This window comes from Acinetobacter sp. A1-4-2 (assembly GCF_040233925.1).
In the GTDB taxonomy this organism is placed as follows: Bacteria; Pseudomonadota; Gammaproteobacteria; order Pseudomonadales; family Moraxellaceae; genus Acinetobacter.
Window position 1 is genome coordinate 1,403,672 of sequence record NZ_CP157981.1, and the last position, 25,638, is coordinate 1,429,309.

General features: G+C 40.9%; 20 protein-coding genes, 2 tRNA genes, 3 rRNA genes, 1 pseudogene and 1 riboswitch. Of the genes and pseudogenes, 14 read left to right on the forward strand and 12 right to left on the reverse strand.

Annotation, left to right across the window (positions count from 1 at the left end; translation table 11 throughout):
* Positions 1-23: 23 nt before the first annotated feature.
* The 8 genes from ABJ384_RS06995 (at position 24) to rrf (ending at position 8,254) form a co-directional block, all read left to right on the forward strand.
* The gene (locus ABJ384_RS06995) at positions 24-710 is read left to right on the forward strand and encodes a nitroreductase family protein (protein ID WP_349929612.1); all 687 of its coding nucleotides are present in this window, start codon (positions 24-26) and stop codon (positions 708-710) included.
* A gap of 187 nt (positions 711-897) precedes the next feature.
* Entirely contained in the window at positions 898-1,491 is a 594-nt protein-coding gene (locus ABJ384_RS07000; RefSeq protein ID WP_349929613.1) for a nitroreductase family protein, read from the forward strand.
* A gap of 211 nt (positions 1,492-1,702) precedes the next feature.
* Positions 1,703-2,371: a DUF2057 family protein gene (locus ABJ384_RS07005; RefSeq protein ID WP_300047740.1), complete on the forward strand. Its 669-nt coding sequence runs from the start codon at positions 1,703-1,705 to the stop codon at positions 2,369-2,371.
* Positions 2,372-2,870: 499 nt separating this feature from the next.
* Positions 2,871-4,408 (forward strand): 16S ribosomal RNA (locus tag ABJ384_RS07010).
* 61 nt (positions 4,409-4,469) lie between these two features.
* Positions 4,470-4,546: transfer RNA gene (locus ABJ384_RS07015), tRNA-Ile, on the forward strand.
* 48 nt (positions 4,547-4,594) lie between these two features.
* A tRNA-Ala gene (locus ABJ384_RS07020) sits at positions 4,595-4,670 on the forward strand.
* 399 nt (positions 4,671-5,069) lie between these two features.
* A 23S ribosomal RNA gene (locus ABJ384_RS07025) occupies positions 5,070-7,962 on the forward strand.
* A gap of 177 nt (positions 7,963-8,139) precedes the next feature.
* A 5S ribosomal RNA gene (rrf, locus tag ABJ384_RS07030) occupies positions 8,140-8,254 on the forward strand.
* Together the 16S, 23S and 5S rRNA genes with 2 tRNA genes alongside form the textbook arrangement of a ribosomal RNA operon.
* Before the next feature lie 266 nt (positions 8,255-8,520).
* Here the strand turns inward: rrf and ABJ384_RS07035 are convergent.
* The 7 genes and pseudogenes from ABJ384_RS07035 to ABJ384_RS07065 form a co-directional block, all read right to left on the reverse strand.
* The gene (locus tag ABJ384_RS07035) at positions 8,521-9,102 is read right to left on the reverse strand and encodes a transglycosylase SLT domain-containing protein (protein WP_349929716.1); all 582 of its coding nucleotides are present in this window, start codon (positions 9,100-9,102) and stop codon (positions 8,521-8,523) included.
* Positions 9,103-9,303: 201 nt separating this feature from the next.
* On the reverse strand, positions 9,304-9,846 hold the full coding sequence (locus tag ABJ384_RS07040; protein WP_349929614.1) for a type 1 glutamine amidotransferase domain-containing protein: 543 nt from the start codon (positions 9,844-9,846) through the stop codon (positions 9,304-9,306).
* A gap of 378 nt (positions 9,847-10,224) precedes the next feature.
* Complete coding sequence (locus ABJ384_RS07045; protein WP_349929615.1) at positions 10,225-10,710, reverse strand: GNAT family N-acetyltransferase; 486 nt, start codon at positions 10,708-10,710, stop codon at positions 10,225-10,227.
* A gap of 102 nt (positions 10,711-10,812) precedes the next feature.
* Positions 10,813-12,017: pseudogene (locus tag ABJ384_RS07050) on the reverse strand (acyl-CoA dehydrogenase family protein).
* A 24-nt stretch (positions 12,018-12,041) separates the two neighbouring features.
* The gene (locus ABJ384_RS07055; protein ID WP_349929717.1) at positions 12,042-13,328 is read right to left on the reverse strand and encodes an acyl-CoA dehydrogenase family protein; all 1,287 of its coding nucleotides are present in this window, start codon (positions 13,326-13,328) and stop codon (positions 12,042-12,044) included.
* A 235-nt stretch (positions 13,329-13,563) separates the two neighbouring features.
* Positions 13,564-14,937 carry an AarF/ABC1/UbiB kinase family protein gene (locus tag ABJ384_RS07060; protein WP_200224690.1) on the reverse strand — a complete coding sequence of 458 codons (1,374 nt, stop codon included), beginning with the start codon at positions 14,935-14,937 and terminating at the stop codon, positions 13,564-13,566.
* A gap of 200 nt (positions 14,938-15,137) precedes the next feature.
* Positions 15,138-15,443 (reverse strand): hypothetical protein, encoded by a 306-nt coding sequence (locus ABJ384_RS07065; RefSeq protein ID WP_349929616.1) that lies wholly within the window; start codon positions 15,441-15,443, stop codon positions 15,138-15,140.
* Between the two features lie 200 nt (positions 15,444-15,643).
* On the opposite strand from ABJ384_RS07065, the gene ABJ384_RS07070 reads away from it, so the two are divergent.
* The 5 genes from ABJ384_RS07070 to ABJ384_RS07090 all read left to right on the forward strand — a co-directional run bounded on the left by ABJ384_RS07070 (position 15,644) and on the right by ABJ384_RS07090 (position 20,588).
* A complete protein-coding gene (locus tag ABJ384_RS07070; RefSeq protein ID WP_349929617.1) occupies positions 15,644-16,009 on the forward strand; it encodes a lysozyme inhibitor LprI family protein in 366 nt (121 codons plus the stop codon).
* Positions 16,010-16,112: 103 nt separating this feature from the next.
* Entirely contained in the window at positions 16,113-17,123 is a 1,011-nt protein-coding gene (prmB, locus tag ABJ384_RS07075) for a 50S ribosomal protein L3 N(5)-glutamine methyltransferase (RefSeq protein WP_349929618.1), read from the forward strand.
* Positions 17,124-17,135: 12 nt separating this feature from the next.
* On the forward strand, positions 17,136-18,230 hold the full coding sequence (gene aroC / locus ABJ384_RS07080; RefSeq protein ID WP_349929619.1) for a chorismate synthase: 1,095 nt from the start codon (positions 17,136-17,138) through the stop codon (positions 18,228-18,230).
* A gap of 155 nt (positions 18,231-18,385) precedes the next feature.
* Positions 18,386-18,931 carry a GNAT family N-acetyltransferase gene (locus tag ABJ384_RS07085; protein ID WP_349929620.1) on the forward strand — a complete coding sequence of 182 codons (546 nt, stop codon included), beginning with the start codon at positions 18,386-18,388 and terminating at the stop codon, positions 18,929-18,931.
* A gap of 174 nt (positions 18,932-19,105) precedes the next feature.
* Positions 19,106-19,195, forward strand: a riboswitch (glycine riboswitch).
* A gap of 148 nt (positions 19,196-19,343) precedes the next feature.
* Positions 19,344-20,588 carry a D-amino acid dehydrogenase gene (locus ABJ384_RS07090; protein ID WP_349929621.1) on the forward strand — a complete coding sequence of 415 codons (1,245 nt, stop codon included), beginning with the start codon at positions 19,344-19,346 and terminating at the stop codon, positions 20,586-20,588.
* Positions 20,589-20,666: 78 nt separating this feature from the next.
* Here ABJ384_RS07090 and ABJ384_RS07095 read toward each other — a convergent pair whose 3' ends face one another.
* Both ABJ384_RS07095 and ABJ384_RS07100 read right to left on the reverse strand, forming a co-directional pair.
* Positions 20,667-21,215, reverse strand: a complete 549-nt coding sequence (locus ABJ384_RS07095) for a hypothetical protein (RefSeq protein ID WP_349929622.1) — start codon at positions 21,213-21,215, stop codon at positions 20,667-20,669.
* Complete coding sequence (locus ABJ384_RS07100; protein ID WP_349929623.1) at positions 21,208-21,858, reverse strand: hypothetical protein; 651 nt, start codon at positions 21,856-21,858, stop codon at positions 21,208-21,210. The genes ABJ384_RS07095 and ABJ384_RS07100 overlap by 8 nt, the downstream gene beginning before the upstream one ends.
* Positions 21,859-21,957: 99 nt before the next feature.
* Between ABJ384_RS07100 and ispF the strand changes: the two genes are divergently transcribed.
* Positions 21,958-22,449, forward strand: a complete 492-nt coding sequence (ispF, locus tag ABJ384_RS07105) for a 2-C-methyl-D-erythritol 2,4-cyclodiphosphate synthase (RefSeq protein ID WP_086197430.1) — start codon at positions 21,958-21,960, stop codon at positions 22,447-22,449.
* Here the strand turns inward: ispF and ABJ384_RS07110 are convergent.
* From ABJ384_RS07110 to ABJ384_RS07120, 3 genes are all read right to left on the reverse strand, one after another.
* Entirely contained in the window at positions 22,437-22,961 is a 525-nt protein-coding gene (locus ABJ384_RS07110; RefSeq protein WP_086197429.1) for a protein tyrosine phosphatase family protein, read from the reverse strand. The two genes, ispF and ABJ384_RS07110, sit on opposite strands and share 13 nt — an antisense overlap.
* 62 nt (positions 22,962-23,023) lie before the next feature.
* Positions 23,024-24,115, reverse strand: coding sequence for a 3-deoxy-7-phosphoheptulonate synthase (locus tag ABJ384_RS07115; protein ID WP_180176592.1), 1,092 nt, complete (start codon positions 24,113-24,115; stop codon positions 23,024-23,026).
* A gap of 127 nt (positions 24,116-24,242) precedes the next feature.
* Positions 24,243-25,133, reverse strand: a complete 891-nt coding sequence (locus tag ABJ384_RS07120) for a sulfite exporter TauE/SafE family protein (RefSeq protein ID WP_086197427.1) — start codon at positions 25,131-25,133, stop codon at positions 24,243-24,245.
* Between the last annotated feature and the right edge of the window lie 505 nt (positions 25,134-25,638).

Consider the following 25,638-nt stretch of genomic DNA (forward strand, 5'->3'; position numbering starts at 1 on the left):
CATTCTTATTGGGGAGTACTGTTGTGGCATTATTAGAGAAAATTGGTCATGTCCTTACCACAGATATCACCAAAGAATTAAGATTTAAAAAAAGAGCTATTGAAGAGGTGAATGAATTAACATTTGTTGATCAATTAAAAAAACGTCGCAGTATTTATGTTCTAGGAAGAAAGGTTCATTTTAGCCAGGCCTATTTGGCAGAGTTGATTCAAGAGGCTGTGCGAAGCTGTCCATCTGCATTAAATTGTCAAAGTTCTAGAATTGTAGTGTTGTTTGGTGATTCCCATAAGCAATTTTGGGAAATTGTCAAAGAAGTGCAACGTAAACTAGTCGCCGTACATGTATTCGCCGGTACAGCAATGAAAATAGATCAATGCATGGCAGGGTATGGAACGGTACTGTTCTATGAAGATCAGAACATTATTCAAAAATTGCAAAAGAAAATTCCTTTTAATACTGATGATTTTCCAATCTGGTCAGAACAGACATCGGGTATGGCGCAATATGCAGTATGGACAGCCTTGGCTGATTCAGGCATCGGTGCCTGTCTGCAGCATTATAATCCGAGTATAGATACGGCAGTTGCGGAACATTTTCACATTAATGAATCTTGGTTGCTGCGAGCACAGCTGGTTTTTGGTTCCATTGAACAAGAAGCAGAGATTAAACAAGAGCCTCAAAATGCTGAACGATTTAGAATTCTGAATTAATCTGATAGTGATATCAATAAAGCATCTTTTACAGGTGCTTTTTTATTTTATATCGGTTGAAAATCAACTATGAAACTATTCTATAAATAAAACACAATGTCACTTTTTAAATTGCGGAATACTTCTAAAATTAACATAAGATCAATATATTCTAATTACGGTTATTAAAATTCCAAGAAGGTGAGCCATGTCATTTTTAGCCCATATGAAACAACGCCGTACTATTTATGCAATTGGTCAAAACGTTCCGATCGCAGCTGATCAAATCGAAGATATTATTAAAGAGGCAGTACGAAATAGCCCTTCGGCTTTCAATTCACAAACTTCACGTATCGTGACTCTATATGGAGAATCACATGCGAAATTCTGGAGTATCGTACGTGAAACATTACGTAAAATTGTGCCAGAAGATTCATTTACAAGTACTAATGCAAAAATTAACAGTTTTGCAGCCGGTTATGGCACGGTACTGTTTTTTGAAGATCAGGATGCGGTAAAATCTCTCCAAGAACAATTCCCCTTATATGCTGAGCATTTTCCAGCATGGTCAGAGCATTCGACTGGCATTGCACAGTTTGCTGTATGGGCATCATTGGCAGAACAGCATATTGGTGCTTCCTTGCAGCATTACAATCCCGTGATTGATGATGAAGTGGAGGAAACCTTTGATATTCCTAAAAACTGGAAATTACGTGCCGAACTGGTATTTGGTTCAATTGAAGCACCAGCGGGAGAAAAAACATTTCTTGATGATAGTATCCGTTTCAAAAGATTTGACTGATCAATGTTTTACTTAAGTCAAGTTAAGAGAGTGCTGAAACGGCACTCTTTTTATTGATAAAGTGAATGATAGATAAATCAATTAAGCTGCAAAGCTTATCTCAACAAAGTCTTGAAAATACAGCTGTATTAAAAATAGCATTGTCATAAAATTGTCATTTGTTAATTGCATAGTGCAATTTATTTTTAATATTCAAAGAAGAGATAGTGGGATGAGCCTAAAATTAACTTTTGCTGCAGCTGCATTGATGGTAAGTAGTGCTGCATTTTCAGCCGTTACTATTTCAGCACCAGAAGAAATTAAAATTCTAGCGGTGAATGATCAGGAAGTTAATACGGGATTATTTCGTGCCAAGAACAATCAATACAAAGTTGATGCAGGTATTAGCAATATTAGTATGCGTTACACCCAGTATTTTGAACATTTGAATGGTGAACACGATATTATGAAATCATCTGTGGTGACTGTCCGCACGCCCATTTTGCAAGATGGTGAAGAATATCGACTGGACCTGATCAATGCGCCAGCAAATTTTGAAGCTGCAAAAAAATATGCTGAACAACCTGTGGTGGCATTGTTTGATAAAAATAATCAGATGCTGGTGCAGCAAGTAGGTGCAAACACAGAACAAAAACCATGGTTAGGACAAGGTATATTTTCAAAAACTACAGATTTGACTCAAAAGAAAACAGCTTTGCAGAATCAGCCAGCACCTATATATACACAAGCAGCCGTGCAATCAAAAATGGTGGCAGCTACTTCTAGTGAGTCGTTAACTTCAGGAGTAACTGCTGATCAGCAACTGATTCAATTATGGCAAAAAGCAAATAAAGCAGAACGTCAGAAGTTTATGTCATGGCTAGCAGAGCATTCCAATTAATAAATCTCAATAAAACCAGCGTAAAGCTGGTTTTATTATTTTGAGAAGGACGAATAAAAATTAAAATGGTAAAAATTATCTAAAAAATGAATGTTGCAATGTGTAAAAAATACTCAAAATAGTCTTTAAATATGCTAAAAATACCTTCTTGGGTTAAAAAACAAACACTCGAATGCAGAATTATAGAAAATGCTATAATAGGGCTTGCGTTGGTTTAAAAACTCTATAGAATACGCTGCATCCCGACGCGATACAGCAAACGAACTTAGCTGAACAGATTAAGTTGTTAAATGTTTATTGCGTTATATTTTCTACTGACGAGGTAGGGAATAGATCATTAAGAGATTATGAAGAACAACTTGTGTGGATTTTTACTGGTTGATTGATCGAAATTATTTTCATTGATTGAATGGTAGAAATTACTCGAAGTTTATTTGAGAAATATTTGTCAGAAAATTGATGAGCCAAGATTGGTAGCCTTTAAGCTACTACTGATTTTAAACTGAAGAGTTTGATCATGGCTCAGATTGAACGCTGGCGGCAGGCTTAACACATGCAAGTCGAGCGGGGAAGTATAGCTTGCTATACAACCTAGCGGCGGACGGGTGAGTAATGCTTAGGAATCTGCCTATTAGTGGGGGACAACATTTCGAAAGGAATGCTAATACCGCATACGCCCTACGGGGGAAAGCAGGGGATCTTCGGACCTTGCGCTAATAGATGAGCCTAAGTCGGATTAGCTAGTTGGTGGGGTAAAGGCCTACCAAGGCGACGATCTGTAGCGGGTCTGAGAGGATGATCCGCCACACTGGGACTGAGACACGGCCCAGACTCCTACGGGAGGCAGCAGTGGGGAATATTGGACAATGGGGGGAACCCTGATCCAGCCATGCCGCGTGTGTGAAGAAGGCCTTTTGGTTGTAAAGCACTTTAAGCGAGGAGGAGGCTACTCTAGTTAATACCTAGGGATAGTGGACGTTACTCGCAGAATAAGCACCGGCTAACTCTGTGCCAGCAGCCGCGGTAATACAGAGGGTGCGAGCGTTAATCGGATTTACTGGGCGTAAAGCGTGCGTAGGCGGCTTTTTAAGTCGGATGTGAAATCCCTGAGCTTAACTTAGGAATTGCATTCGATACTGGGAAGCTAGAGTATGGGAGAGGATGGTAGAATTCCAGGTGTAGCGGTGAAATGCGTAGAGATCTGGAGGAATACCGATGGCGAAGGCAGCCATCTGGCCTAATACTGACGCTGAGGTACGAAAGCATGGGGAGCAAACAGGATTAGATACCCTGGTAGTCCATGCCGTAAACGATGTCTACTAGCCGTTGGGGCCTTTGAGGCTTTAGTGGCGCAGCTAACGCGATAAGTAGACCGCCTGGGGAGTACGGTCGCAAGACTAAAACTCAAATGAATTGACGGGGGCCCGCACAAGCGGTGGAGCATGTGGTTTAATTCGATGCAACGCGAAGAACCTTACCTGGTCTTGACATAGTAAGAACTTTCCAGAGATGGATTGGTGCCTTCGGGAACTTACATACAGGTGCTGCATGGCTGTCGTCAGCTCGTGTCGTGAGATGTTGGGTTAAGTCCCGCAACGAGCGCAACCCTTTTCCTTATTTGCCAGCGGGTTAAGCCGGGAACTTTAAGGATACTGCCAGTGACAAACTGGAGGAAGGCGGGGACGACGTCAAGTCATCATGGCCCTTACGACCAGGGCTACACACGTGCTACAATGGTCGGTACAAAGGGTTGCTACCTAGCGATAGGATGCTAATCTCAAAAAGCCGATCGTAGTCCGGATTGGAGTCTGCAACTCGACTCCATGAAGTCGGAATCGCTAGTAATCGCGGATCAGAATGCCGCGGTGAATACGTTCCCGGGCCTTGTACACACCGCCCGTCACACCATGGGAGTTTGTTGCACCAGAAGTAGGTAGTCTAACCGTAAGGAGGACGCTTACCACGGTGTGGCCGATGACTGGGGTGAAGTCGTAACAAGGTAGCCGTAGGGGAACCTGCGGCTGGATCACCTCCTTAACGAAAGATTGACGATCGGTAAGAATCCACAACAAGTTGTTCTTCATGACGATGTATCTGAGGGTCTGTAGCTCAGTTGGTTAGAGCACACGCTTGATAAGCGTGGGGTCACAAGTTCAAGTCTTGTCAGACCCACCACTACTGACGAAGTACGGAAAATCAGAAACATTGACTTATTGATAAGCTGGGGACTTAGCTTAGTTGGTAGAGCGCCTGCTTTGCACGCAGGAGGTCAGGAGTTCGACTCTCCTAGTCTCCACCATGTATCTTCGGATGCATAATAAGCAAACGGTTAGATAGCTTATAGAGCTTAGTAAGAAAGCGGCGTATAATGCGCGGCATTGTTATTAACCTCTGTGATTTATCACAGTTTCTCGATCTGACGAAGACGAGAAAAATCATTAACAGAATATATTTGAGTTGAAATAAATTGTTCATACTCGTTTTGAAATCGACATTAGCAGTCATTTATGACTGATTGATGAAGATTAAGAAATGAGTTACTAGCGATTAAACTGAATCAAGCGTTTTGGTATATGAATCTAATTGAAGCTGTACAGTGTTTAAGTGCACAAACGCCAACTGTAAGAGAGTGATGAGAGATCATCATAATCTGTTGCTCATCCTACTTGTAGGGATGAACGACTGTTTGGGGTTGTATAGTCAAGTAATTAAGTGCATGTGGTGGATGCCTTGGCAGTCAGAGGCGATGAAAGACGTAATAGCCTGCGATAAGCTCCGGGGAGGCGGCAAATATCCTGTGATCCGGAGATTTCTGAATGGGGAAACCCACTTACCATAAGGTAGGTATCGTAACATGAATACATAGTGTTACGAGGCGAACGAGGGGAAGTGAAACATCTCAGTACCCTTAGGAAAAGAAATCAATTGAGATTCCCTCAGTAGCGGCGAGCGAACGGGGAAAAGCCCATTAAGTCATATAAGCTTTAGTGGAATGCTCTGGGAAGTGCAACCATAGTAGGTGATAGTCCTGTACACGAAAGGGCTTATATGATGATGTCGAGTAGGGCGAGGCACGTGAAACCTTGTCTGAATATGGGGGGACCATCCTCCAAGGCTAAATACTCCTGACTGACCGATAGTGAACCAGTACCGTGAGGGAAAGGCGAAAAGAACCCCTGTGAGGGGAGTGAAATAGATCCTGAAACCGCATGCATACAAGCAGTGGGAGCCGACTTGTTCGGTGACTGCGTACCTTTTGTATAATGGGTCAGCGACTTATATTCAGTAGCGAGGTTAACCGAATAGGGGAGCCGTAGAGAAATCGAGTCTTAATAGGGCGTTTAGTTGCTGGGTATAGACCCGAAACCGGGTGATCTATCCATGAGCAGGTTGAAGGTTAGGTAACACTGACTGGAGGACCGAACCCACTGTCGTTGAAAAGCCAGGGGATGACTTGTGGATAGGGGTGAAAGGCTAATCAAACTCGGTGATAGCTGGTTCTCCCCGAAAGCTATTTAGGTAGCGCCTCGGACGAATACCATTGGGGGTAGAGCACTGTTTCGGCTAGGGGGTCATCCCGACTTACCAAACCGATGCAAACTCCGAATACCAATGAGTACTATCCGGGAGACAGACTGCGGGTGCTAACGTCCGTAGTCAAGAGGAAAACAATCCAGACCGCCAGCTAAGGCCCCAAAATCATAGTTAAGTGGGAAACGATGTGGGAAGGCATAGACAGCTAGGAGGTTGGCTTAGAAGCAGCCACCCTTTAAAGAAAGCGTAATAGCTCACTAGTCGAGTCGGCCTGCGCGGAAGATGTAACGGGGCTAAAACTATGTGCCGAAGCTGCGGATGTATACTTTGTATACGTGGTAGGGGAGCGTTCTGTAAGCCGATGAAGGTGGATTGAGAAGTCTGCTGGAGGTATCAGAAGTGCGAATGCTGACGTGAGTAACGACAAAGCGGGTGAAAAACCCGCTCGCTGAAAGACCAAGGGTTCCAGTCCAACGTTAATCGGGGCTGGGTGAGTCGACCCCTAAGGCGAGGCCGAAAGGCGTAGTCGATGGGAAATTGGTTAATATTCCAATACTTCAGTGTAATGCGATGAGAGGACGGAGAAGGTTAAGTCAGCCTGGCGTTGGTTGTCCAGGTGGAAGGAAGTAGGCATGCATCTTAGGCAAATCCGGGGTGCTCTATGCTGAGATCTGATAGCAAGCTGTACTTGTACAGTGAAGTGGCTGATACCATACTTCCAGGAAAAGTCTCTAAGCTTCAGTTACACTGGAATCGTACCCGAAACCGACACAGGTGGTCAGGTCGAGTAGACCAAAGCGCTTGAGAGAACTCTGCTGAAGGAACTAGGCAAAATGGTACCGTAACTTCGGGAGAAGGTACGCTGCTTTTGGTGATGGAACTTGCTTCCTGAGCTGAGAGCAGCCACAGAAACCAGGCCCCTGCAACTGTTTATTAAAAACATAGCACTCTGCAAACACGAAAGTGGACGTATAGGGTGTGATGCCTGCCCGGTGCTGGAAGGTTAATTGATGGGGTTAGCGTAAGCGAAGCTCTTGATCGAAGCCCCAGTAAACGGCGGCCGTAACTATAACGGTCCTAAGGTAGCGAAATTCCTTGTCGGGTAAGTTCCGACCTGCACGAATGGCATAATGATGGGGGCGCTGTCTCCAGCAGAGGCTCAGTGAAATCGAAATCGCCGTGAAGATGCGGTGTACCCGCGGCTAGACGGAAAGACCCCGTGAACCTTTACTGCAGCTTGACATTGAACTTTGATCTTACTTGTGTAGGATAGGTGGGAGGCTTTGAAGCTGGGACGCTAGTCCTAGTGGAGCCAATCTTGAAATACCACCCTGGTAATATTGAGGTTCTAACTCTGTCCCGTTATCCGGGACGAGGACCATGTCTGGTGGGTAGTTTGACTGGGGCGGTCTCCTCCTAAAGAGTAACGGAGGAGTACGAAGGTGCGCTCAGCGTGGTCGGAAATCACGCGTAGAGTATAAAGGCAAAAGCGCGCTTAACTGCGAGACCCACAAGTCGAGCAGGTACGAAAGTAGGTCTTAGTGATCCGGTGGTTCTGTATGGAAGGGCCATCGCTCAACGGATAAAAGGTACTCTGGGGATAACAGGCTGATACCGCCCAAGAGTTCATATCGACGGCGGTGTTTGGCACCTCGATGTCGGCTCATCTCATCCTGGGGCTGAAGCAGGTCCCAAGGGTATGGCTGTTCGCCATTTAAAGAGGTACGCGAGCTGGGTTTAGAACGTCGTGAGACAGTTCGGTCCCTATCTACCGTGGGCGTTGGAAATTTGAGAGGATCTGCTCCTAGTACGAGAGGACCAGAGTGGACGAACCTCTGGTGTACCGGTTGTGACGCCAGTCGCATCGCCGGGTAGCTATGTTCGGAAGGGATAACCGCTGAAAGCATCTAAGCGGGAAGCCTACCTCAAGATAAGATTTCCCCGAGACTTTATGTCTCCTAAAGAGCCGTTGAAGACTACGACGTTGATAGGTTGGATGTGGAAGCATAGTGATATGTGAAGCTGACCAATACTAATTGCTCGTGAGGCTTGACTATACAACACCCAAACAGTTGTTGTATAAAGCATCAATTAATTCGATATTCAGCAAAACAGCTTGATTTAGTGAACGCTAAAGAACAAAATACGACAGCTCAGATATACCTGTTAATGAATTCTATTTGACCAAGCATTGGCATCTAAATAAGACCAAACGCAAAGTCATAAACAGTTGTGCTGGCGACCATAGCAAGAGTGAACCACCTGATCCCTTCCCGAACTCAGAAGTGAAACCTCTTAGCGCTGATGGTAGTGTGGGATTACCCATGTGAGAGTAAGTCATCGCCAGCTCATTATTCAAAAGCCCCTGCCAAGTGCAGGGGCTTTTTTTTTGCTGGGAATAAGGTATATTCTTTTTAAGTAAAACTTATAGTAGTTGAGCAGATAATGTTAGATCATGTTTTGTTATATCTATATGAAAAAATTGAAAATAAATTGTTAGATTCAAAAATAATATCTGCAACTTTCTCATAATTTAATCCCTGTTGTACTTCATTTGAGAATCTAGGAAATAATAAAAAAGCCCCAAAACTGGGCTTCGAATAACAATTTAGCGTTTATAAAGCATTTTTTAGATTCTTTTGATGTTGCTTTACCTGTTTAGCATACCGTTTACCTTGTTTACGCATTTTACGATTATTCTCATAACCTGACGGACCTACATTATAATAGGCAAGTGCCTTCTTCCAGTTACCGGATGATTGATTATATTTAGAAAGAATATAAGTCCCACATTGGATATTACTGCTTTCATTGTATAAGTCACCTGGACAAGTTTGTTGCCAATAACGTGGAATGACTTGGGTTAATCCGACCGCCCCAGCAGGCGAAATTATAGAGTTTCTATAGCTTGATTCCTGTCGAATCATCGCAGCCAATAATATTGGATCTACATTATATTTGTCTGCGCTTTGAATAATCATGGGGGAAACGCGGTTTGCAGTAGCTGGTTCAACTGAATAGGCTTTTTGTATACCTGTAGATAATTTTTCAGATCGTTTAGCAATTGAATTACTATTTAAAGAAGTACACCCGACAAAAGTGAGAGTAGTAACAATGATAGCTACGGATTTAAATGTAAATAAATGATAGTTAGATTTTTTTGAGGATAAATATGAGAAATGCTGTGTAAAAAACAAAGTCAAAAACCCAAAGTAAAATTTTATTGCAGTTATGCTAGTGGGCTGAATAGGATGAGTCAAGCACTGACATTTTGATGGATTAGATCAATGTGATAAATATTTCTCTGATCTCACTTTATAATTAAAAATAATTCAATTATTTAAATGATAAACAAATTGTCCCATTAATTTAATGAGACTTTTCACTTAAAAATATTTTTAATGATCTAGTTCCTGCAAAATTGCCTGATTAAATGCAGGAATATCATCTGGAGATCGTGATGTGATTAAAGGCCAATTATTGGTATTGCATCGATGTACTTCTTTATCTAACCATTTGGCACCCGCATTTTCCAAATCTAACCGGATACTTTTATAAGAGGTTAAATTTTTATCTTTAATTCGCTGTGCATTGATTAAGGTCCAAGGACTATGGCAAATAGCAGCAATCGGTTTGGCATTATCGGTAAAGTGCTGAATAATTTTATGAGCATCTTCATTTAAGCGTAGCGTATCAGCATTTACTGTCCCTCCTGGGATGACTAAAATATCATAATCTTCTGGAGAGACTTTAGCCAAAGTTGTTTGTGGAGTGTAAGCCATTGCATGTTCTTTATCTCTCTTGATAGTTTGGACATCTTTTTGTTTTTCTGCAGCATGAATGACTTCAATTCCTTTAGATTGTAGAAATTCAAGGGGTTTGATCAGTTCATCTTGTTCAACACCGACATTGGAAGTTATGAATAATGCTTTTTTAGTCATGTTAATGATCCTGAATCATTTAGATAAGCTTTGACATTAACAAAACGACTCAATGAAGCTGTACAATTTTTGGCTTATTCTTGTTAAGGTTTGAAAATACTAAAAAATAAGCCTCATAGCTAGATGAGGCCTATTTTATCTTATGAGGGGGGATTAACTTCTGTTTTAGCTTCCTGCTTATATCGTTTATTCTTTTTATTAAGGAAACTTCCTGTTTCCTGATGCTTTTAGCATAAATTTATGACTCGATATGCTGTAGAAGTTAATAAATATTTTCAGTGTAAGTAAAAGTAGACAACAAGATATTAATTAAATCTTAATAACCCTGATGAGTTAAACGAATAGGATTTTTTATATAAAACAATAAAATAAGATCGATTATAGTTGTTTTTCCATCCAGATTTCACAGGCATGGCTATGTCCGGTGTTTCCCTTAGGTTGATCTAAATATTGAAAACCTAATTTTTCATAGAGTTTCACTGCTTGCCAAAGTTCCTTGGTGGTTTCCAGATAGCATGATTGAAAACCATGCAGCTGTGTAAACTGAAAGGCTTTTGCTAAAAGTTGTTTGGCGAAACCTAAGCCTCGAACTTCAGGCAAAAAGTACATTTTCTGAATTTCTAAAATTGTAGAATCATCCTTTAAAGGTGATAAGCCACCGCCACCCAGAATTTTACCCTGTTGATTTTCAATTACCCAGTATTGGGCATTTGATTGCTGATAAACTGTATATAAATCATCTAAAATAGGATCGGCTACAGCAAAACCAGATTCAGGAGCAAGGCCAAATTCTTTAGAAACTTCACGAATAACCTGTGCAATTTCAGCATTGTCTTGGGGTTGAATAGGTCTGATCTGGTACATAAAACTCAATGAATAAAATAAAAAGAGATGGATTTTTATAACGCGATATCTAATAAAAATCCATCTTTTGTCCGGTTTTATGCGCAGAAAAAAGCGACAAATTTATTTTAATTCACTGGAATTTTTGCCTAACTCACGTCGAGCAATAATCAGTTGCTGAATTTGTTGAGTACCTTCAAAAATATCAAGAATTTTTGAGTCACGTGCCCATTTCTCTAACAATTCCTCTTCGTTATAGCCCACGCTTGCTGCAAGTTCGACACATTTTAAGGTAATTTCATTACAGATACGGCCAGCTTTGGCTTTTGAAATGGAGGCTTCACGTGAGTTTGGTTTTTTATTATCTGCCATCCAGGCTGCTTTCATGGTGAGTAAACGAGCAGCTTCCCATTCTGCTTCCATGCGGTAAATCTGCGCAGCAATATGCGAGGTCTGTAGATAGGGAGTCTTGTAATTTTCATCTAACTGATCTTTGAAAATTTCCTTAACTCTTTCCAGAGATGCTTTGGCACATCCCACCGCCATGGCTGCGACCAATGGACGGGTATTGTCGAAAGTTTCCATGACACCTGCAAAACCTTTAGTAATATCAATTTCAGCATGACCCAACCCAACAGATTTTCTGCAGGTACACGGCAGTCAATAAAGCTGATCACAGCTGTATCGGATGCTTTTATGCCCAGTTTATGTTCAAGACGTTCAACTTTCATTCCAGGCGTTCCTTTAGGAACGACAAAGGATTTAATTGCAGCACGGCCGAGTTTCTTGTTCAATGTTGCCCAGACCACTACAGCATCGGCACGCTCACCCGAGGTTACGAAAATTTTTTCACCATTTAAGATGTAATGGTCACCGTCTTTTGTCGCTGTAGTTCGAATAGCGGCAGAGTCTGAACCACAGCCGGGTTCCGTAATGGCCATGGCCGCCCATGTGTCTTTAAAGCACTCCAGCTGTTCATCATTGGCAACGGCTGCAATCGCCGAATTACCTAAACCTTGACGCGGCATGCTGAGCAATAAACCGGTATCGCCATAGCACATTTCGATTACGCCAAGTACCGTAGACATATTGACGCCATTTTTGTTGCCTGAATCTGCATAGCCACGTTTGCCCACTGCAGCACCGGCATTGATGCCTTCGCCACTATCATTCATGCCATCAATGAGTGAGGCGAACATGTTGAGTTCCTTGGGATAGCTGTGTTCGGCTTTGTCATATTTACGTGAAATGGGGCGTAGTACATTTAAAGCTGATTCATGGGCTTGATCTATCAACATTTTAAATTTTTTAGGATTTTGTAAATTCATTTTTATAACTCCTGATTTGACAGATTAAGCATGTAAGCCTGAATACAAAATTGCAGTAGCACGTAAATCACGATACCAACGCTCAACTGGATGTTCTTTGGTAAAGCCATGGCCACCCAAAATTTGCACACCATCAGTACCAATTTTCATGGATTTTTCAGCACAAAGTAGACGTGCTAGATAAGCCTCACGATGGAAGGGTTTTCCTGCTTCAGCCAGGCTGGCCGCATTTAAAATCAGCATGCGCATGGCATCAATTTCAATGGCCATATCCGCAATCATAAAGGCGATACTTTGGCGATGTGAAATAGGTTCACCAAATGCAGTACGTTCATTGGCATATTGAATACAGTAAGCTTTGACTGCTTCACATGTGCCAACCGCCATAGCACACCACATTAAGTTTCCCAGATCTAAAAATGCCAGATAATCAAAGTCATCATCACCTAACAGTTCAGCAGGTGTATTATGGAATTTTAAGCTAACGGTTTCGGTTGCCTTTAGACCCATAGCCGGACTTTTTTGAGCCGTAATACTGAGATCACGTTTAACAATAAATACTTCTGGCGAGCCATTGAGCTCAGCATTAACCAGAAACAGATCTGCAGTTTTACCTAAAATCACCAAGGTTTTTTCGCCATTAATATAGTATTGCTCATTGATTGAACTGGCTTGGGTTTTTAATTTCAGTGGATTAAATGCAGGAGTGGCTTCCTGGATGGCAAAGGTGGCGTGTATCTCTGCATCATTTGCAAAACTGGACAAATAGGTCGCCTGAACTTTTTCAGAACCCCATTGTGTAATGGCATTAATCACGCTAAAGGTTGAAAGTAATCCGGCAGTTAAGCTGAAATCACCTTTGGCCAAATGTTCTGCAATCAAAATATTGCTTAAAATATTTTTTTCGGTGGCCACTCCACCCAAGGCTTCAGGCAAAGCATAGTAATTTAGTCCTAAGTCTGTTGCATGTTGCCAAAGCGTTGCAGGAAATTGTTCGTTATTATCTGCCTGAGCTGCCAGTGGATAAAGCACTTCGGATGCAAACTGATCCATGGCATCACAACTCATTTGTTGTTCTTCAGTCAAACTTAAATCAAAGAGTGATTTCGGTTGATTGGGCAAACGTTGCTTACTGACATCGGAGCTGGCTTTAAAAACTTTTTGGGTTTTGTTTAAGGTTTTAAAACCCATTTTTGAACTTTGATAGAGAGACTTTTCCAGAAATTTACGCAGTTTGAATTGATCAAGTACATCGCTACCCGCAATTCGAGTAATGAGTGATAGCCCAAGTCCTTGAGCTTTGTTTACCATATTGGTCATTTTTGTCATCCATCGATTTTCGATTCTTTATATTTTTATGCTGACATGTGAATATCGAAATGACTATGTCATCGCTGACAATTAAAATTGACTTGGATAAACGGTTAAAAATTAGTTAAAATTTGATTAAATTATTGAATATTATTTATTTTATTATAAGTAAAACTTGGTATGAAAAATGAAAATTGACTAGAATGACAAGACATCATTCTAGTCTTTACACAGCTTATAGAAAATTCGCCACCATTTTCCGTACATTAGTTTTTGCATCAATGACGGTCATGAAGGTATAAGCACCAATGAATTTACGGCTAATAAACATAAACTCTTTAGGTGGCACACTGAAATAACGCGATGCCATTGATTTGGACGCACGTTGCATGACACGGCTATGAAGCTGGCTTTTTTTCCAGTCATAGCGCTGATTTGCATCCATCACACCTTCAGGCAAGTCTGGATTATTCATAATGCTGCTAAAGGCTTCGGTGGCTAATAAAAACACTTTAGCCATATCTGGCTTGATACTTTGCGGAATAGAATCAAAGAATTCATAACCGGTCATGGCATGAACCATTTCATCGATATTGTGATCATAACCGGCTTTGATCAGATTACGAGCGACTTTCAGCAAATGTTCATCAAACTGGCGGATGGCCCCGAAATCCAGTAATACAATCTTGTCTTGAGCTTCTGCACCATCTCCCAAGCGGACCAGATAATTGCCAAAATTTGGATCGGTCTGCATTTCTCCCCATTCAAAGATCTCACGAACGGCAATCTCGAGAGAGGCCTCACCTAATTGGTTACGACGTTCTTGAGGAAGAGAGAGCATGACCGGGCTGTTGATCGGCACTCCACGCTCAAAAGTCATGCACAGCACTTGATCGGTACAATATTCATCCACAATTTGTGGGACGATATAACGAGAATCATCTTTTAAACGTTCGGCAAAACGGCGAGTGGTCGCTGCTTCAATCTTGTAATTGACTTCACGATGCATCATTTCACGAACTTCATCAAACCACTGATCAAACTCACGGGTTTGCGGCACCATACGGGTCAGTTTGAGCATGTTTCTAAATAGGCTCATATCTGAATCAATTGCATCAGCGACGCCTGGATACTGAATCTTTAATACAATTTCCAAACCATCTGAGTTGCGTGTGGCGCGGTGTACCTGGGCTAAAGAGGCTGTGCCCAAAGGTTCACGGTCTATGGTCAAATCATGCAGCTTAGAGCCGAGTTGCTGTTCCAGTTGTTGTTTGATGGCTGGCCATGCAAGTGCAACAGTCTGATTATTTAAGGTATTTAAAGCTTGGGTGATTTCTTCAGGTAAAAAATGTTCGCCATACAGAGCCATCATTTGCCCGATTTTCACAATCGAGCCTTTCAATTTGCCGATTTCAGAAACTAGATAGTCAGCTTGCTCCTTCATGGCTTTTTTACGTTTTTTTTCTTTTTCTGCTTCGCTTGAAAATATGGTGGTTGCACTTGATGCAGCCCAACGCGTTCCTGCGAGTAATGATGCTTTAGCGATAGATAAGCGTCGATCCATGGAAGAGGTTTTAAGTTGTTTAAGCTTATCGTTCTGATCTGACATTAAACAAAATCCTTTAATCAGCAAGTCGCAGAATATTTAATTGTAACGGATATTACCGTTTATTCACGTATTAAAAAAGTTCAACATGCTGAATGGAGAGTAAATATGTTTAATTTAATTTATTTTCCATCAAAATATAATAGGGTGCTTAACTAAAATCGCTATTCAGATGGACTCAAGCTTCAATACTGTGCTGGTATTTACATCCGAAATTGAATTTTGATATCGCCTTTTTGCTGTAACAATTTTTTATTGTCTTGAATGTATTTAAAAATCATGGCTTGAACCGTGTCATGCTGAAAACCTAGTGCATAACCTTTAACAATAACGATACTCGGCAAACTAAAAAACAGATATTTGGCGTCATCTTCTGATGGGTTGTTATGGATTGCCTGTTCCAGTAGTGTTTGTTGAAAGAATTTTTTTTCCTTCTGTACCTGTGCAGAATTGGTATCATTCCAGTAGTTTTCACGCATCGCCATTAAATTATTGTGCTTGTAGCTCATAACAATAAAAATATTTTGTAGAAAAAGAATTGAAAATATATGGGGCTATTTTAGCCAGATTCAATATGCAATATGAATGAACTTTTTAAGTTGGGGGATAAATGATCGAGTTATAGGAATTTGCACATGATTGATGTAGTATCACGGCATAAACACAATAATAGTATTTGATATTAAGTCTTTTAGGACAGGGGAATATTATGCGATTAGCAATATCAGTGATGCTGAGTCTGACTGCTTTCTGGTCAAATTCAGTTTTAGCTCAAGGCTATTCTGACGAATATAATAAATGTCTCAACACTTCTTATGGTGAAATTGAAACAGTCAAAAAGTGTGTCGACAAAGAACTGAAAAATCAGGAAAAACTTTTAAATAAAGCGTATAAGGGCTATATAAATAAGAATGTAGTTAATCAAAGTAGTATCGAACAACGGCATAAACTTTGGCTTAACCGTGTGGAGCAAAAATGCTATTTAAAAGTAACTTCTGCCTATATGGCCGTTAAACAATCCAAGTGTGTACTCGAAATGACAATCGAGCGTACTTACTATTACCAGACTAAATAAATTCGCCGTAGATATTTGTTTTTAATCTGGTCGAAACATTATAAAACCCCACAAAACAAGGTATCATAAGGCGTTTTAAAAATTGACCTTGGAGATGCCTTAAGTGGATCAACTGACTATTAGCCCTGAACATTTACAGGAAGCCGCTGAAAACCTAAGCACAATTCGCGATTTTATCCGTTTTGGTGTTTCAGCTCTACGTCAATACGATGCACACTTAGGTCAAGGTACAGAAGATTTTTTTGCTGAAAGTTCGGCTTTGGTTCTGCAAACACTGGCATTGGACTGGAATGCCAACCCGGAAATTTTAGATGCGAAATTGCTTCCAAGCGAAAAGGCAGAATTTATCAGCTTGCTGGAACGCCGCATTAATGAAAAAGTGCCAACCTCTTATTTATTAAATCTGGCTTATTTCTGCGGTAAACCATTTTATGTCGATGAACGTGTGCTGATTCCACGTTCACCAATTGCTGAATTGATTAATCAACGCTTTGCACCATATTGTCTTGATGAAAATGGTCAAATGCGTGAAGCTTTGAATAACCTGCCTGAAAATGAGCATCCGCAAACACCGCGTCGTATTCTAGACATGTGTACCGGTTCAGGTTGTATCGCGATTGCGTTGGCTTATGCATTCCCGGAATCTGAAGTGGATGCCACCGATATTTCTAAAGAGGCTTTGGAAGTGGCTTCTATTAACGCTGAACATCACAATATGCAATATCAGGTTGCATTGATGGAATCGGACTTATTTGCAAAAATTCCTGCTGAGAATCAATATGATTTAATCGTATCCAATCCTCCGTATGTGGATGCGGAAGATATGGCTGATTTACCTGCGGAATTCTTGCATGAACCTGAGCTTGCACTTGCAGCAGGTCAGGATGGTCTGGATCTGGTGCGTAAAATGCTGGCACAAGCAGCGGATTACCTGACTGAAGATGGCTTGATTGTCATTGAAGTGGGCAATTCTGAATGGGCGATGAAACAGAACTTTAATACTGTAGATTTCCATTGGCTCACTTTCCAGAATGGTGGTTCAGGCATTTTTGCTTTGACAGCAGAGCAGTGCCGTAAATACCGTGATTTATTTGTACAATCTGTTCAAGCATAAGGAGTTGTCAACATGGCAGGTAATAGTATTGGACAACTGTTCCGTGTAACGACTTGCGGTGAATCTCATGGCGTTGGCCTGATGGCGATTGTTGATGGTGTACCGCCAGGGATCGAACTGTCTGAAGCAGATTTACAAAAAGATTTAGACCGCCGTAAACCGGGGACTTCTAAATTCGCAACCCAGCGTAAAGAACCGGATGAAGTCGAAATCATTTCCGGTGTCTTTGAAGGTAAAACCACAGGTACATCGATTGGTTTACTGATTCGCAATACCGACCAGAAATCGAAAGATTATGGCAATATTGCGCAAACATTCCGCCCAGGTCATGCTGACTATACCTATACCCAAAAGTATGGTTTCCGTGACTACCGTGGCGGTGGTCGTTCAAGCGCACGTGAAACGGCTATGCGTGTAGCTGCGGGTGCCATTGCCAAGAAATTCTTGTTTGAAAAATTTGGTATCGTGATTCGTGGTCACGTGACCCAGATTGGCACTGAAAAAGCTGAAAAACTGGATTGGAATGAAGTTCCAAATAATCCATTCTTCTGTGGTGATGTGGATGCCGTACCACGTTTTGAAGCTTTAGTGACTTCATTACGTGAACAAGGTACCAGCTGCGGTGCGAAGCTGGAAATTCTTGCCGAGAATGTGCCTGTGGGTTGGGGTGAGCCAGTATTTGACCGTCTGGATGCAGATATTGCGCATGCCATGATGTCTATTAATGCTGTTAAAGGCGTTGAAATTGGTGATGGTTTTGCGGTTGCTGAACAGTTTGGTCATGAATCACGTGATGAATTGACCACAGCTGGCTTTTTGGCCAATCATGCTGGCGGCATTCTGGGTGGAATCTCAAGTGGACAAACCATTCGTGTTGCAATTGCGCTGAAACCAACTGCAAGTATTACCACTCCGGGTAAAACCATTAATATCGATCGTGAAGATACCGATGTATTGACCAAAGGCCGTCATGACCCGTGTGTAGGCGTGCGTGCAACTCCGATTGCTGAAGCGATGTTTGCCATTGTACTCATGGATCACTTCATGCGTCATCGTGCCCAGAATGCCGATGTGGTTGCGCCGTTTACTCCGATTGAACCTAAGTGAAGAGTAAAGCACACTGCTTTGCTCGAACGCAGTAAGTGATGAGCTTTTATGATTCAATAAAAAACCAGACATTAAATCTGGTTTTTTTATTGCCTGATTTTTTATCTATTATTTGTGGTAATTTATTTCTATGAAACAGACATTTTTAGAAAAAAATGAAAGCATTAAAATATAGACTGGCAAATGCCAATGATGTTGAAACTCTTGTTGCGTTGATCAATCAGGCCTATCGTACCAATACAGGTTCTAGCTGGACCAGTGAGCAGCATATTATTGCTGGAGACCGGATTAATGCCCAGCAGCTAGAGCAAACCTTGGCACAAGAGAATTTTTATCTGTATATAGCTGAAGTTATAGAAGATGGGCAAATGCATTTAGTGGCATGTATCGGCTTAACTTTTCAGCAGAATAGTGTGGAAATAGGCACTTTTTGTGTGGCTTCAGCTTGGCAAAATCTGGGTATTGGCAAACATGTTTTAAAATATGCTGAGAAAATGGCAGTAGAGCACTGTCCTACATTAAGTCATTATGAAATGTGGGTGCTGGATAGCAGAATAGAGCTGATTCAATATTATGCACGGTGTGGTTATGCTAAAACGCAGCATATTGAGTCTTATCCAATTGATGCCAATGTAGGACAACCGTTGATTGATTTGAAATTACAACAGATGTCAAAGTCAGTGCTGAGAGGTATAAGTTAAGCACTCAAAAAAGTACATAACCTTAAAATAATAGTCTAAGCTATATCATTTAACTAAACTGGTTTTAATTTAAGCATTTGAAAAATATGTCTATTCATAGTGTGATAACAGTGCTTAACAAATCAATTAATTTAGTGCTCGCACATGGTATAAAAATTGCTCATATTAATATAAATAATTATTGCAGGAGAGATGTTCTTCTGTGAACACGCCGAAGGAGCAACGACCCCGGAAACTCTCAGGCAAAAGGACTGTAATAATTTTAAAAATCTGGAGAGAAGCATAGAAAAATATATGCTCACCGAAGGGGATGGTCGGCGTTATTGATTATAACGATGTGATCGAAGCTCTCAGGTAACCATGACAGATGGGGCGCATAGAAATGTAGATCTACATTTCCAAGGAGTGTGCTATGTGTCATATTGTTGTGATTGGATCAGGCATTACGGGTGTTACCACTGCCTACGAGCTCGCCAATTTAGGCTATAAAGTCACGGTTTTGGATAAGCATTTGTATCCTGCCATGGAAACTTCATTTGCCAATGGCGGGCAACTTTCTGCCTGTAACGCAGAAGTCTGGAATCAAAAAGCCACCGTACTGAAAGGTATTAAGTGGATGTCGAATAAAAATGCACCATTATTACTCAACCCATCTTTTGATCTGCATAAATATGGCTGGCTAATGGAGTTTCTGGGTAATATTAAACATTATGAAACCAATACTCGTGATACCGTTAAAATGGCACTTTTAGCGCGTGAGCGCTTATTTGCAGTTGCTGAAAAAGAAAATATTCAGTTCAATCTGGAAAAACGCGGGATTTTGCATTTTTACCACACCAAATTAGATTATGAGATCGCCACTAAAGTGAATGATCTGCTGATCAAGGGTGGACTGGAAAGAATGGCAGTTACTCCTGCAGAAATCCAAGCCATAGAACCAAGCTTGAAAGGTAAATATTATGGCGGTTTTTATTGCCCTGGAGACGCGACCGGCGATATCCATAAATTCACCAAAGGTTTGGCTGAAGCCTCTGAAAAGTATGGGGTAAAATACCTGTTTGGTATGGAAGTCACAGATGTAAAACACCATAAAAAAGGTGTCACTGTGCTTTATCATGCCAGCAATGAAAATATGCACCTTGATGCAGCTGTAGTGGAGTCACTGGAAGCTGATGCCGTGGTGGTTTGTGGTGGTGTGGGAAGCTATCACTTGGCAAATTTACTGGGTGATCGGGTCAATGTTTATCCAGTGAAAGGCTATTCTATTACCCTGAACCTGAATGATGAAGATAGTGTCAAAAATGCGCCGTGGATAAGTTTGCTGGATGAAAGTGCAAAAATTGTGACTTCACGCTTAGGTGCTGATCGTCTGCGTGTTGCAGGCACGGCTGAGTTTAATGGCTATAACCGGGATATTCGCGCAGACCGTATTCAACCGCTGACAGATTGGGTCAACAAGAATTTCAATATGAGTACTGAAAATGTTGTACCTTGGGCAGGTTTACGTCCGATGATGCCCAACATGATGCCGATGGTCAGTCGGGGGCGCCGTGAACGGGTTTTTTATAATACCGGTCATGGTCATTTAGGTTGGACTTTATCTGCAGCGACAGCGGTGATGATTAGTCAGCAAATTGCTTCTCAACATCCGGTTTGAGTTATTAAAAAAGCATGAAGTTCATACTTCATGCTTTTTATGATTCTATTTATTTTGGTGAATTAAATTCTGTGAGATCTAAAAATGATAATTATAAGAACCTTTAAGCCAAATATTATTAAAATTTTCCCAGTTAAGTTTACCGTTTGGCGTATAGCCATCTAAAGAACCAATTTTGATTTTATCAAATAGGAGATCATAGTGAAGCTCTGTTAATTTATCGTATTCATGTTTTTGTTTATCGGATGGAACTGGATATTTACCATCCCAAATAATGGATTCAGTAAAAAATTTAAAAAATTTAGATTCTTCATCAGTAATATCTATTTGTGCATCTTTTGCAAGAATGATTAAGTTGTGAGTGGATTTAAATTTTATATCTTTTCTCACACAGATAGCTTTGTAAAGAACCTCTAATGAAAGTCCACATAACATGGGAAAAACAGGATAACAAGCGATCCCCATAGAAAAGCCACTGCCTAATTTTAAATGTTCAGCAATATTATTATCTGAATCACTCATGGCAAACCATAGCGCGCCAGCAGAGGCTCTTAAATCATTTGATTTGTTATACCAATATTGATGAGTCTTTTTTCTAAATTCAAAAGAACCGATATCTTCAATCATAAAGCCGGTATATACCTACAAAACGTTCACAGCCTTTTTGTTTGGTTGTCACCGATAAAATTGCCTTGTTAAAATCGAAATGGTATTTGCAATCGTGTTCGTTATCGACAATTTCGCTTTTTTGATCAGCTGTGGTATAGGCTAAAAAAGGAATCGTTTGTGTTTCTAATTTATTGTTCGGGTTACGGTAGGCTACGCCCTCAATTTTAATTTTATCTTTGGTCAGTTGATGGACTTGTAAATGTACCGGTTGATGGGCAAATTGACCCTTTTCAAATTTTAAATAGTGATTGGTCAAAGTCTGGTTCAATGAGGTATAAAAATTCAGATCTTCAATGCGTATTTCAAATTGCTGCTTATAACAGTCCAGGCTTTTACATTGCTGTAAGCGCTTAAACCATAAATGGTGTGTATCTTCGAGTAAATGTACCGGCGCATCGCTGACTAAAAAAGCCGTGATATAGTGATTAGAGAGTTTTTCTCGCGATTTTGCAAAATTGTCAGCACAAATATTTTTCATTGAGGCTGTATCAGGCTGTGTACAGTCAATGTCTTGAGCATATACCATGGTTGAGCACAAACAGCCAATACTGAATAATGTGCCTAATGTTTTAATGAGATTAATATCGGTATTCACCAGCATGATCGCTTATAATTTCACTATGTTGCGCTGCTGTAACTATAGCGAAATAGAAAGCGTGAATACAACATCTCAATCATTTATTTCTTAAGGATGCTTAACGTGGTCGCACAAATTCGAATTGGTCAGGGAATGGATGTACACGCCTTTGAAGAAGGTGATTTTGTTACTTTAGCGGGGGTCAAGATTCCACATAACCAAGGCTTAAAAGCCCATTCAGATGGTGATGTGGTATTGCATGCACTCTGTGATGCATTATTGGGGGCATTGGCTCTGGGCGATATCGGACAGCATTTTCCTGACACCGATGCAAAATTTAAGGGAGCAGATAGTCGCGTTCTACTTAAACATGTCTATCAACTAATTTTAGATCGTGGTTATGTGTTAAATAATGCAGATATTACGGTCGCCTGTGAACGTCCAAAACTGGCCAAATATAATCTGGAAATGCGTCAAAGTATTGCAGATGTTCTGGATGTACATGTTACACAAATTAGCGTTAAAGCCACAACCACAGAAAAATTAGGCTTTACCGGACGTGAAGAAGGTATTTTATCGACTGCAACAGTGTTGATTTCGCATCAGGCAAAATGATCTGGATGGATCAGCGACTGCTGTAGTTCCTGGGTAGCTTTGCGACCTTGCAGTTGTAGGGCTACTGCATGGATTAAGCCGGTCCAGGTTTCATTCGGTTCCCAAATACTGTGCATCAGCTCTTGCGCAGTGGGCATGTCCATATCCATATAATATTGACGATATAAATACATCAAACTGCTGACATGGTAATTGGTGACACAATGCACCCACACCATCTGTTCCTGTACCAAATGATCAATCATATCTAATGCCAGTAAGCATTGATCATCTGAAGGGGTTTCTGGAGAAAGGGGCAGCTGAATATAGTTTAAGCCCAAATCCAGACAAATTTTATCTTCATGATCTAAATACTGCACTGCATCGGATAATCCCAGATTCACAATGGTAGTTACGCCGTATTCTTTAATCAGCTTTAGCTGTTCCGCTTTAGGCTGGGCAGAAGTGAATAGATGCTCGTGAATAAACTGGAAATTTTCGATATGACTGAGTGCATGTTCAATTTCATTCATCAGATAAAATTTTTCCTAAGGTTAAAGTAGAAACGCCATCTGGTCAGATGGCGTTTTAGCTCTTAGCGGTTTGGTAAAACGTCTTTCAATGCTTCATGCATATCGAGCAGGGCTTTTTCAGTGGTTTCCCAATCGATACAGCCATCGGTCACCGATTTGCCATATTCCAGATTGTCCAGATTTTCAGGAATATCCTGACGACCACCTTTCAGATGACTTTCAACCATAATGCCCACAATGGACTTGTTGCCATCCTGAATCTGTTCAGTAATGTTTTTCAGTACCAGCGGTTGCAGGTACGGGTCTTTGTTGGAGTTGGCATGGCTGGCATCAATCATGATCTTGTTGCTGACTTTGGCTTTGGCCAAGGCATTTTCAGCTTCTGCAACAGAACCTGCATCGTAGTTAGGCTTCCCATTACCGCCACGAAGTACTACGTGTGCGTACTGGTTACCGCTGGTACGAATGACAGAAACCTGACCCTGATCATTCAGGCCGAGGAAGCTGTGACCATGTTTCACCGACTGCATGGCATTGGTTGCAACGGTCAAGCCGCCATCAGTACCATTTTTAAAGCCTACAGGTGAAGATAAACCTGAAGACATTTCACGGTGCGTCTGGCTTTCAGTGGTACGGGCACCAATTGCTGACCATGAAATCAGGTCTTGATAATATTGTGGCGAGTTTGGATCGAGTGCTTCAGTCGCACATGGCAATCCTTTCTCGTTCAGTTCAACCAAAAGCTGACGACCAATACGCAGACCTTTTTCAATATTGAAAGAGTCATTCATGTCAGGATCATTAATCAAACCTTTCCAGCCTACCGTGGTGCGTGGTTTTTCAAAATAGACACGCATGACGATATAAAGGCTATCTTTAACTTTTTCGCTTAAAACTTTGAGACGATCGGCATATTCATGTGCAGCCACGGTGTCATGAATTGAGCAAGGACCAATGACGACAAACAGGCGTTTGTCTTTACCATCCAAGATATTGCGAATAGTTTCACGGCCTTTAAGGACGGTTTGATAGGCTTGCTCAGTCAAAGGTAACTCTTTTTTTAATTCTGCAGGAGTTACAAGAGGCTGAATGCTTTGTACATTCACGTCGTCGATGTCAGATTGTGTAATAGGTTTTGACTGTAGTGTATTCATTGCCGTCACTGGTTCGATCATACAAAAAATTATTTCATCCCCTGAATATAACACGAATATACATTCACCATGTTATAAAAAAGATCAATATATAGGTCAAAAAAAAGTGATGAATCGTATAGTTAAATTAAACATGTGCAGTTTTTTCAATGCTGATCACTTGTGCGGTAGCCGGTTTCGCCACAGGTTTTGCCTTGACTGGATGCAGCATGAAATTCATACCTAAGGCAAACAAGGTAATGCCCAGAATCTTACGGATAATTTTTTCCGGCAAGCGGGAACTAATCAAAGTACCTACTACAATTGCAGGAATGGAACCAACCAATAACCAGCCAAGCAAGTGTAAATCGACATTACCTGAACTCATGTGCCCAAGTCCTGCAACCAAAGTCAACAATACAGCATGCACCACATCGGAACCAATAATCCGGATCATGGGTAAATTCGGGAACATCAAAACCAGTGCCATGATGCCAAATGCTCCAGCACCGACTGAAGATAAGGTAACGAATATTCCCAATACAATGCCCATAATCACGATATAAGCACGTTTGTCTTTGGCTTGTAAGTTAACCTTTTCCAGATCCTGCGTCATATCAACAGGTACATCTTTACGCAGCTTGTTAAAAAATTGTTCAATATGACCACGGAATACGATAGAAACACCGGTCAGGGTCAACATAAAGCCTAGGACCATGGTTAAGACAGCTTTATAGCTACTGGATTGGCTGAGATAGTTTTCTAGTACCCAATGCGTTGCAAATGAGGCAGGAATACTGCCTACAGCAAGCCAGATGACAATCGGCCAAACAATATTCATTTTTTTTGCATGAACTAAAGACCCGCAGAATTTTGAAATAGCGGCATATAGTAAGTCTGTTCCAATGGCGATATGTGGTTCGATTCTAAACAGGCTAATCAGGATAGGAGTCATTAAAGAACCGCCACCGACACCTGTAATCCCAACGCAGAAACCAACCAAAACACCTGCTAAAATAAATTCTAATGGACCAAACATGGTTATATGCCAAATATCAAAAACGTGCATATGTTATGACTTTTTCATATAAGTCGTTGTCTTGATTATTGATTTGCTTATTCTAAAAAGAGATAAAGCGGGATTTTATTTTCTTATGTTGTGCGTTAATACTTTTGTCTGATTAAAATTAAATATTGAAAATTCAGCAGGATATGAATTCTTGAAATAGAGATCGGAATAATGGAAGTTGATTATATAGCAGTTCAACTTAGACACTATCTGGGCTACTGTTATGTGATGCATTTTCACAAAAAGTTTCGATAGCCTTTTTTATAGTGGAACTATTCATATAGGTCATATAGTCACAATTTGCAGCCTATTTTTTCATGAAATATCCATGAAGCGATTTGTCCTTGAAAACCAGAACTGGTGGCTGCTGTAGAGCGTTATGGTTTTAAGTTGAGCTGGAACCATATATTGGGACAAAGTATAAGAGCGAAGAACTGAACATTAATGAAAAATATTAGGCTGAAAATAAAATGTT

What these genes read in the sequence shown, in the direction of transcription:
- ABJ384_RS07085 (WP_349929620.1), top strand. Translation starts at nt 18,386, where the DNA reads ATGAAAGCATTAAAATATAGACTGGCAAATGCCAATGATGTTGAAACT.
- ABJ384_RS07045 (WP_349929615.1), bottom strand. Translation starts at nt 10,710, where the DNA reads ATGTACCAGATCAGACCTATTCAACCCCAAGACAATGCTGAAATTGCA.
- ABJ384_RS07120 (WP_086197427.1), bottom strand. Translation starts at nt 25,133, where the DNA reads ATGTTTGGTCCATTAGAATTTATTTTAGCAGGTGTTTTGGTTGGTTTC.
- aroC (WP_349929619.1), top strand. Translation starts at nt 17,136, where the DNA reads ATGGCAGGTAATAGTATTGGACAACTGTTCCGTGTAACGACTTGCGGT.
- ABJ384_RS07095 (WP_349929622.1), bottom strand. Translation starts at nt 21,215, where the DNA reads ATGATTGAAGATATCGGTTCTTTTGAATTTAGAAAAAAGACTCATCAA.
- ABJ384_RS07115 (WP_180176592.1), bottom strand. Translation starts at nt 24,115, where the DNA reads ATGAATACACTACAGTCAAAACCTATTACACAATCTGACATCGACGAC.
- ABJ384_RS07070 (WP_349929617.1), top strand. Translation starts at nt 15,644, where the DNA reads ATGCGATTAGCAATATCAGTGATGCTGAGTCTGACTGCTTTCTGGTCA.
- ABJ384_RS07000 (WP_349929613.1), top strand. Translation starts at nt 898, where the DNA reads ATGTCATTTTTAGCCCATATGAAACAACGCCGTACTATTTATGCAATT.
- ABJ384_RS07005 (WP_300047740.1), top strand. Translation starts at nt 1,703, where the DNA reads ATGAGCCTAAAATTAACTTTTGCTGCAGCTGCATTGATGGTAAGTAGT.
- ABJ384_RS07040 (WP_349929614.1), bottom strand. Translation starts at nt 9,846, where the DNA reads ATGACTAAAAAAGCATTATTCATAACTTCCAATGTCGGTGTTGAACAA.
- ABJ384_RS07060 (WP_200224690.1), bottom strand. Translation starts at nt 14,937, where the DNA reads ATGTCAGATCAGAACGATAAGCTTAAACAACTTAAAACCTCTTCCATG.
- ABJ384_RS07065 (WP_349929616.1), bottom strand. Translation starts at nt 15,443, where the DNA reads ATGAGCTACAAGCACAATAATTTAATGGCGATGCGTGAAAACTACTGG.
- ABJ384_RS07055 (WP_349929717.1), bottom strand. Translation starts at nt 13,328, where the DNA reads ATGGTAAACAAAGCTCAAGGACTTGGGCTATCACTCATTACTCGAATT.
- ABJ384_RS07090 (WP_349929621.1), top strand. Translation starts at nt 19,344, where the DNA reads ATGTGTCATATTGTTGTGATTGGATCAGGCATTACGGGTGTTACCACT.
- ABJ384_RS07100 (WP_349929623.1), bottom strand. Translation starts at nt 21,858, where the DNA reads ATGCTGGTGAATACCGATATTAATCTCATTAAAACATTAGGCACATTA.
- ABJ384_RS07110 (WP_086197429.1), bottom strand. Translation starts at nt 22,961, where the DNA reads ATGAATGAAATTGAACATGCACTCAGTCATATCGAAAATTTCCAGTTT.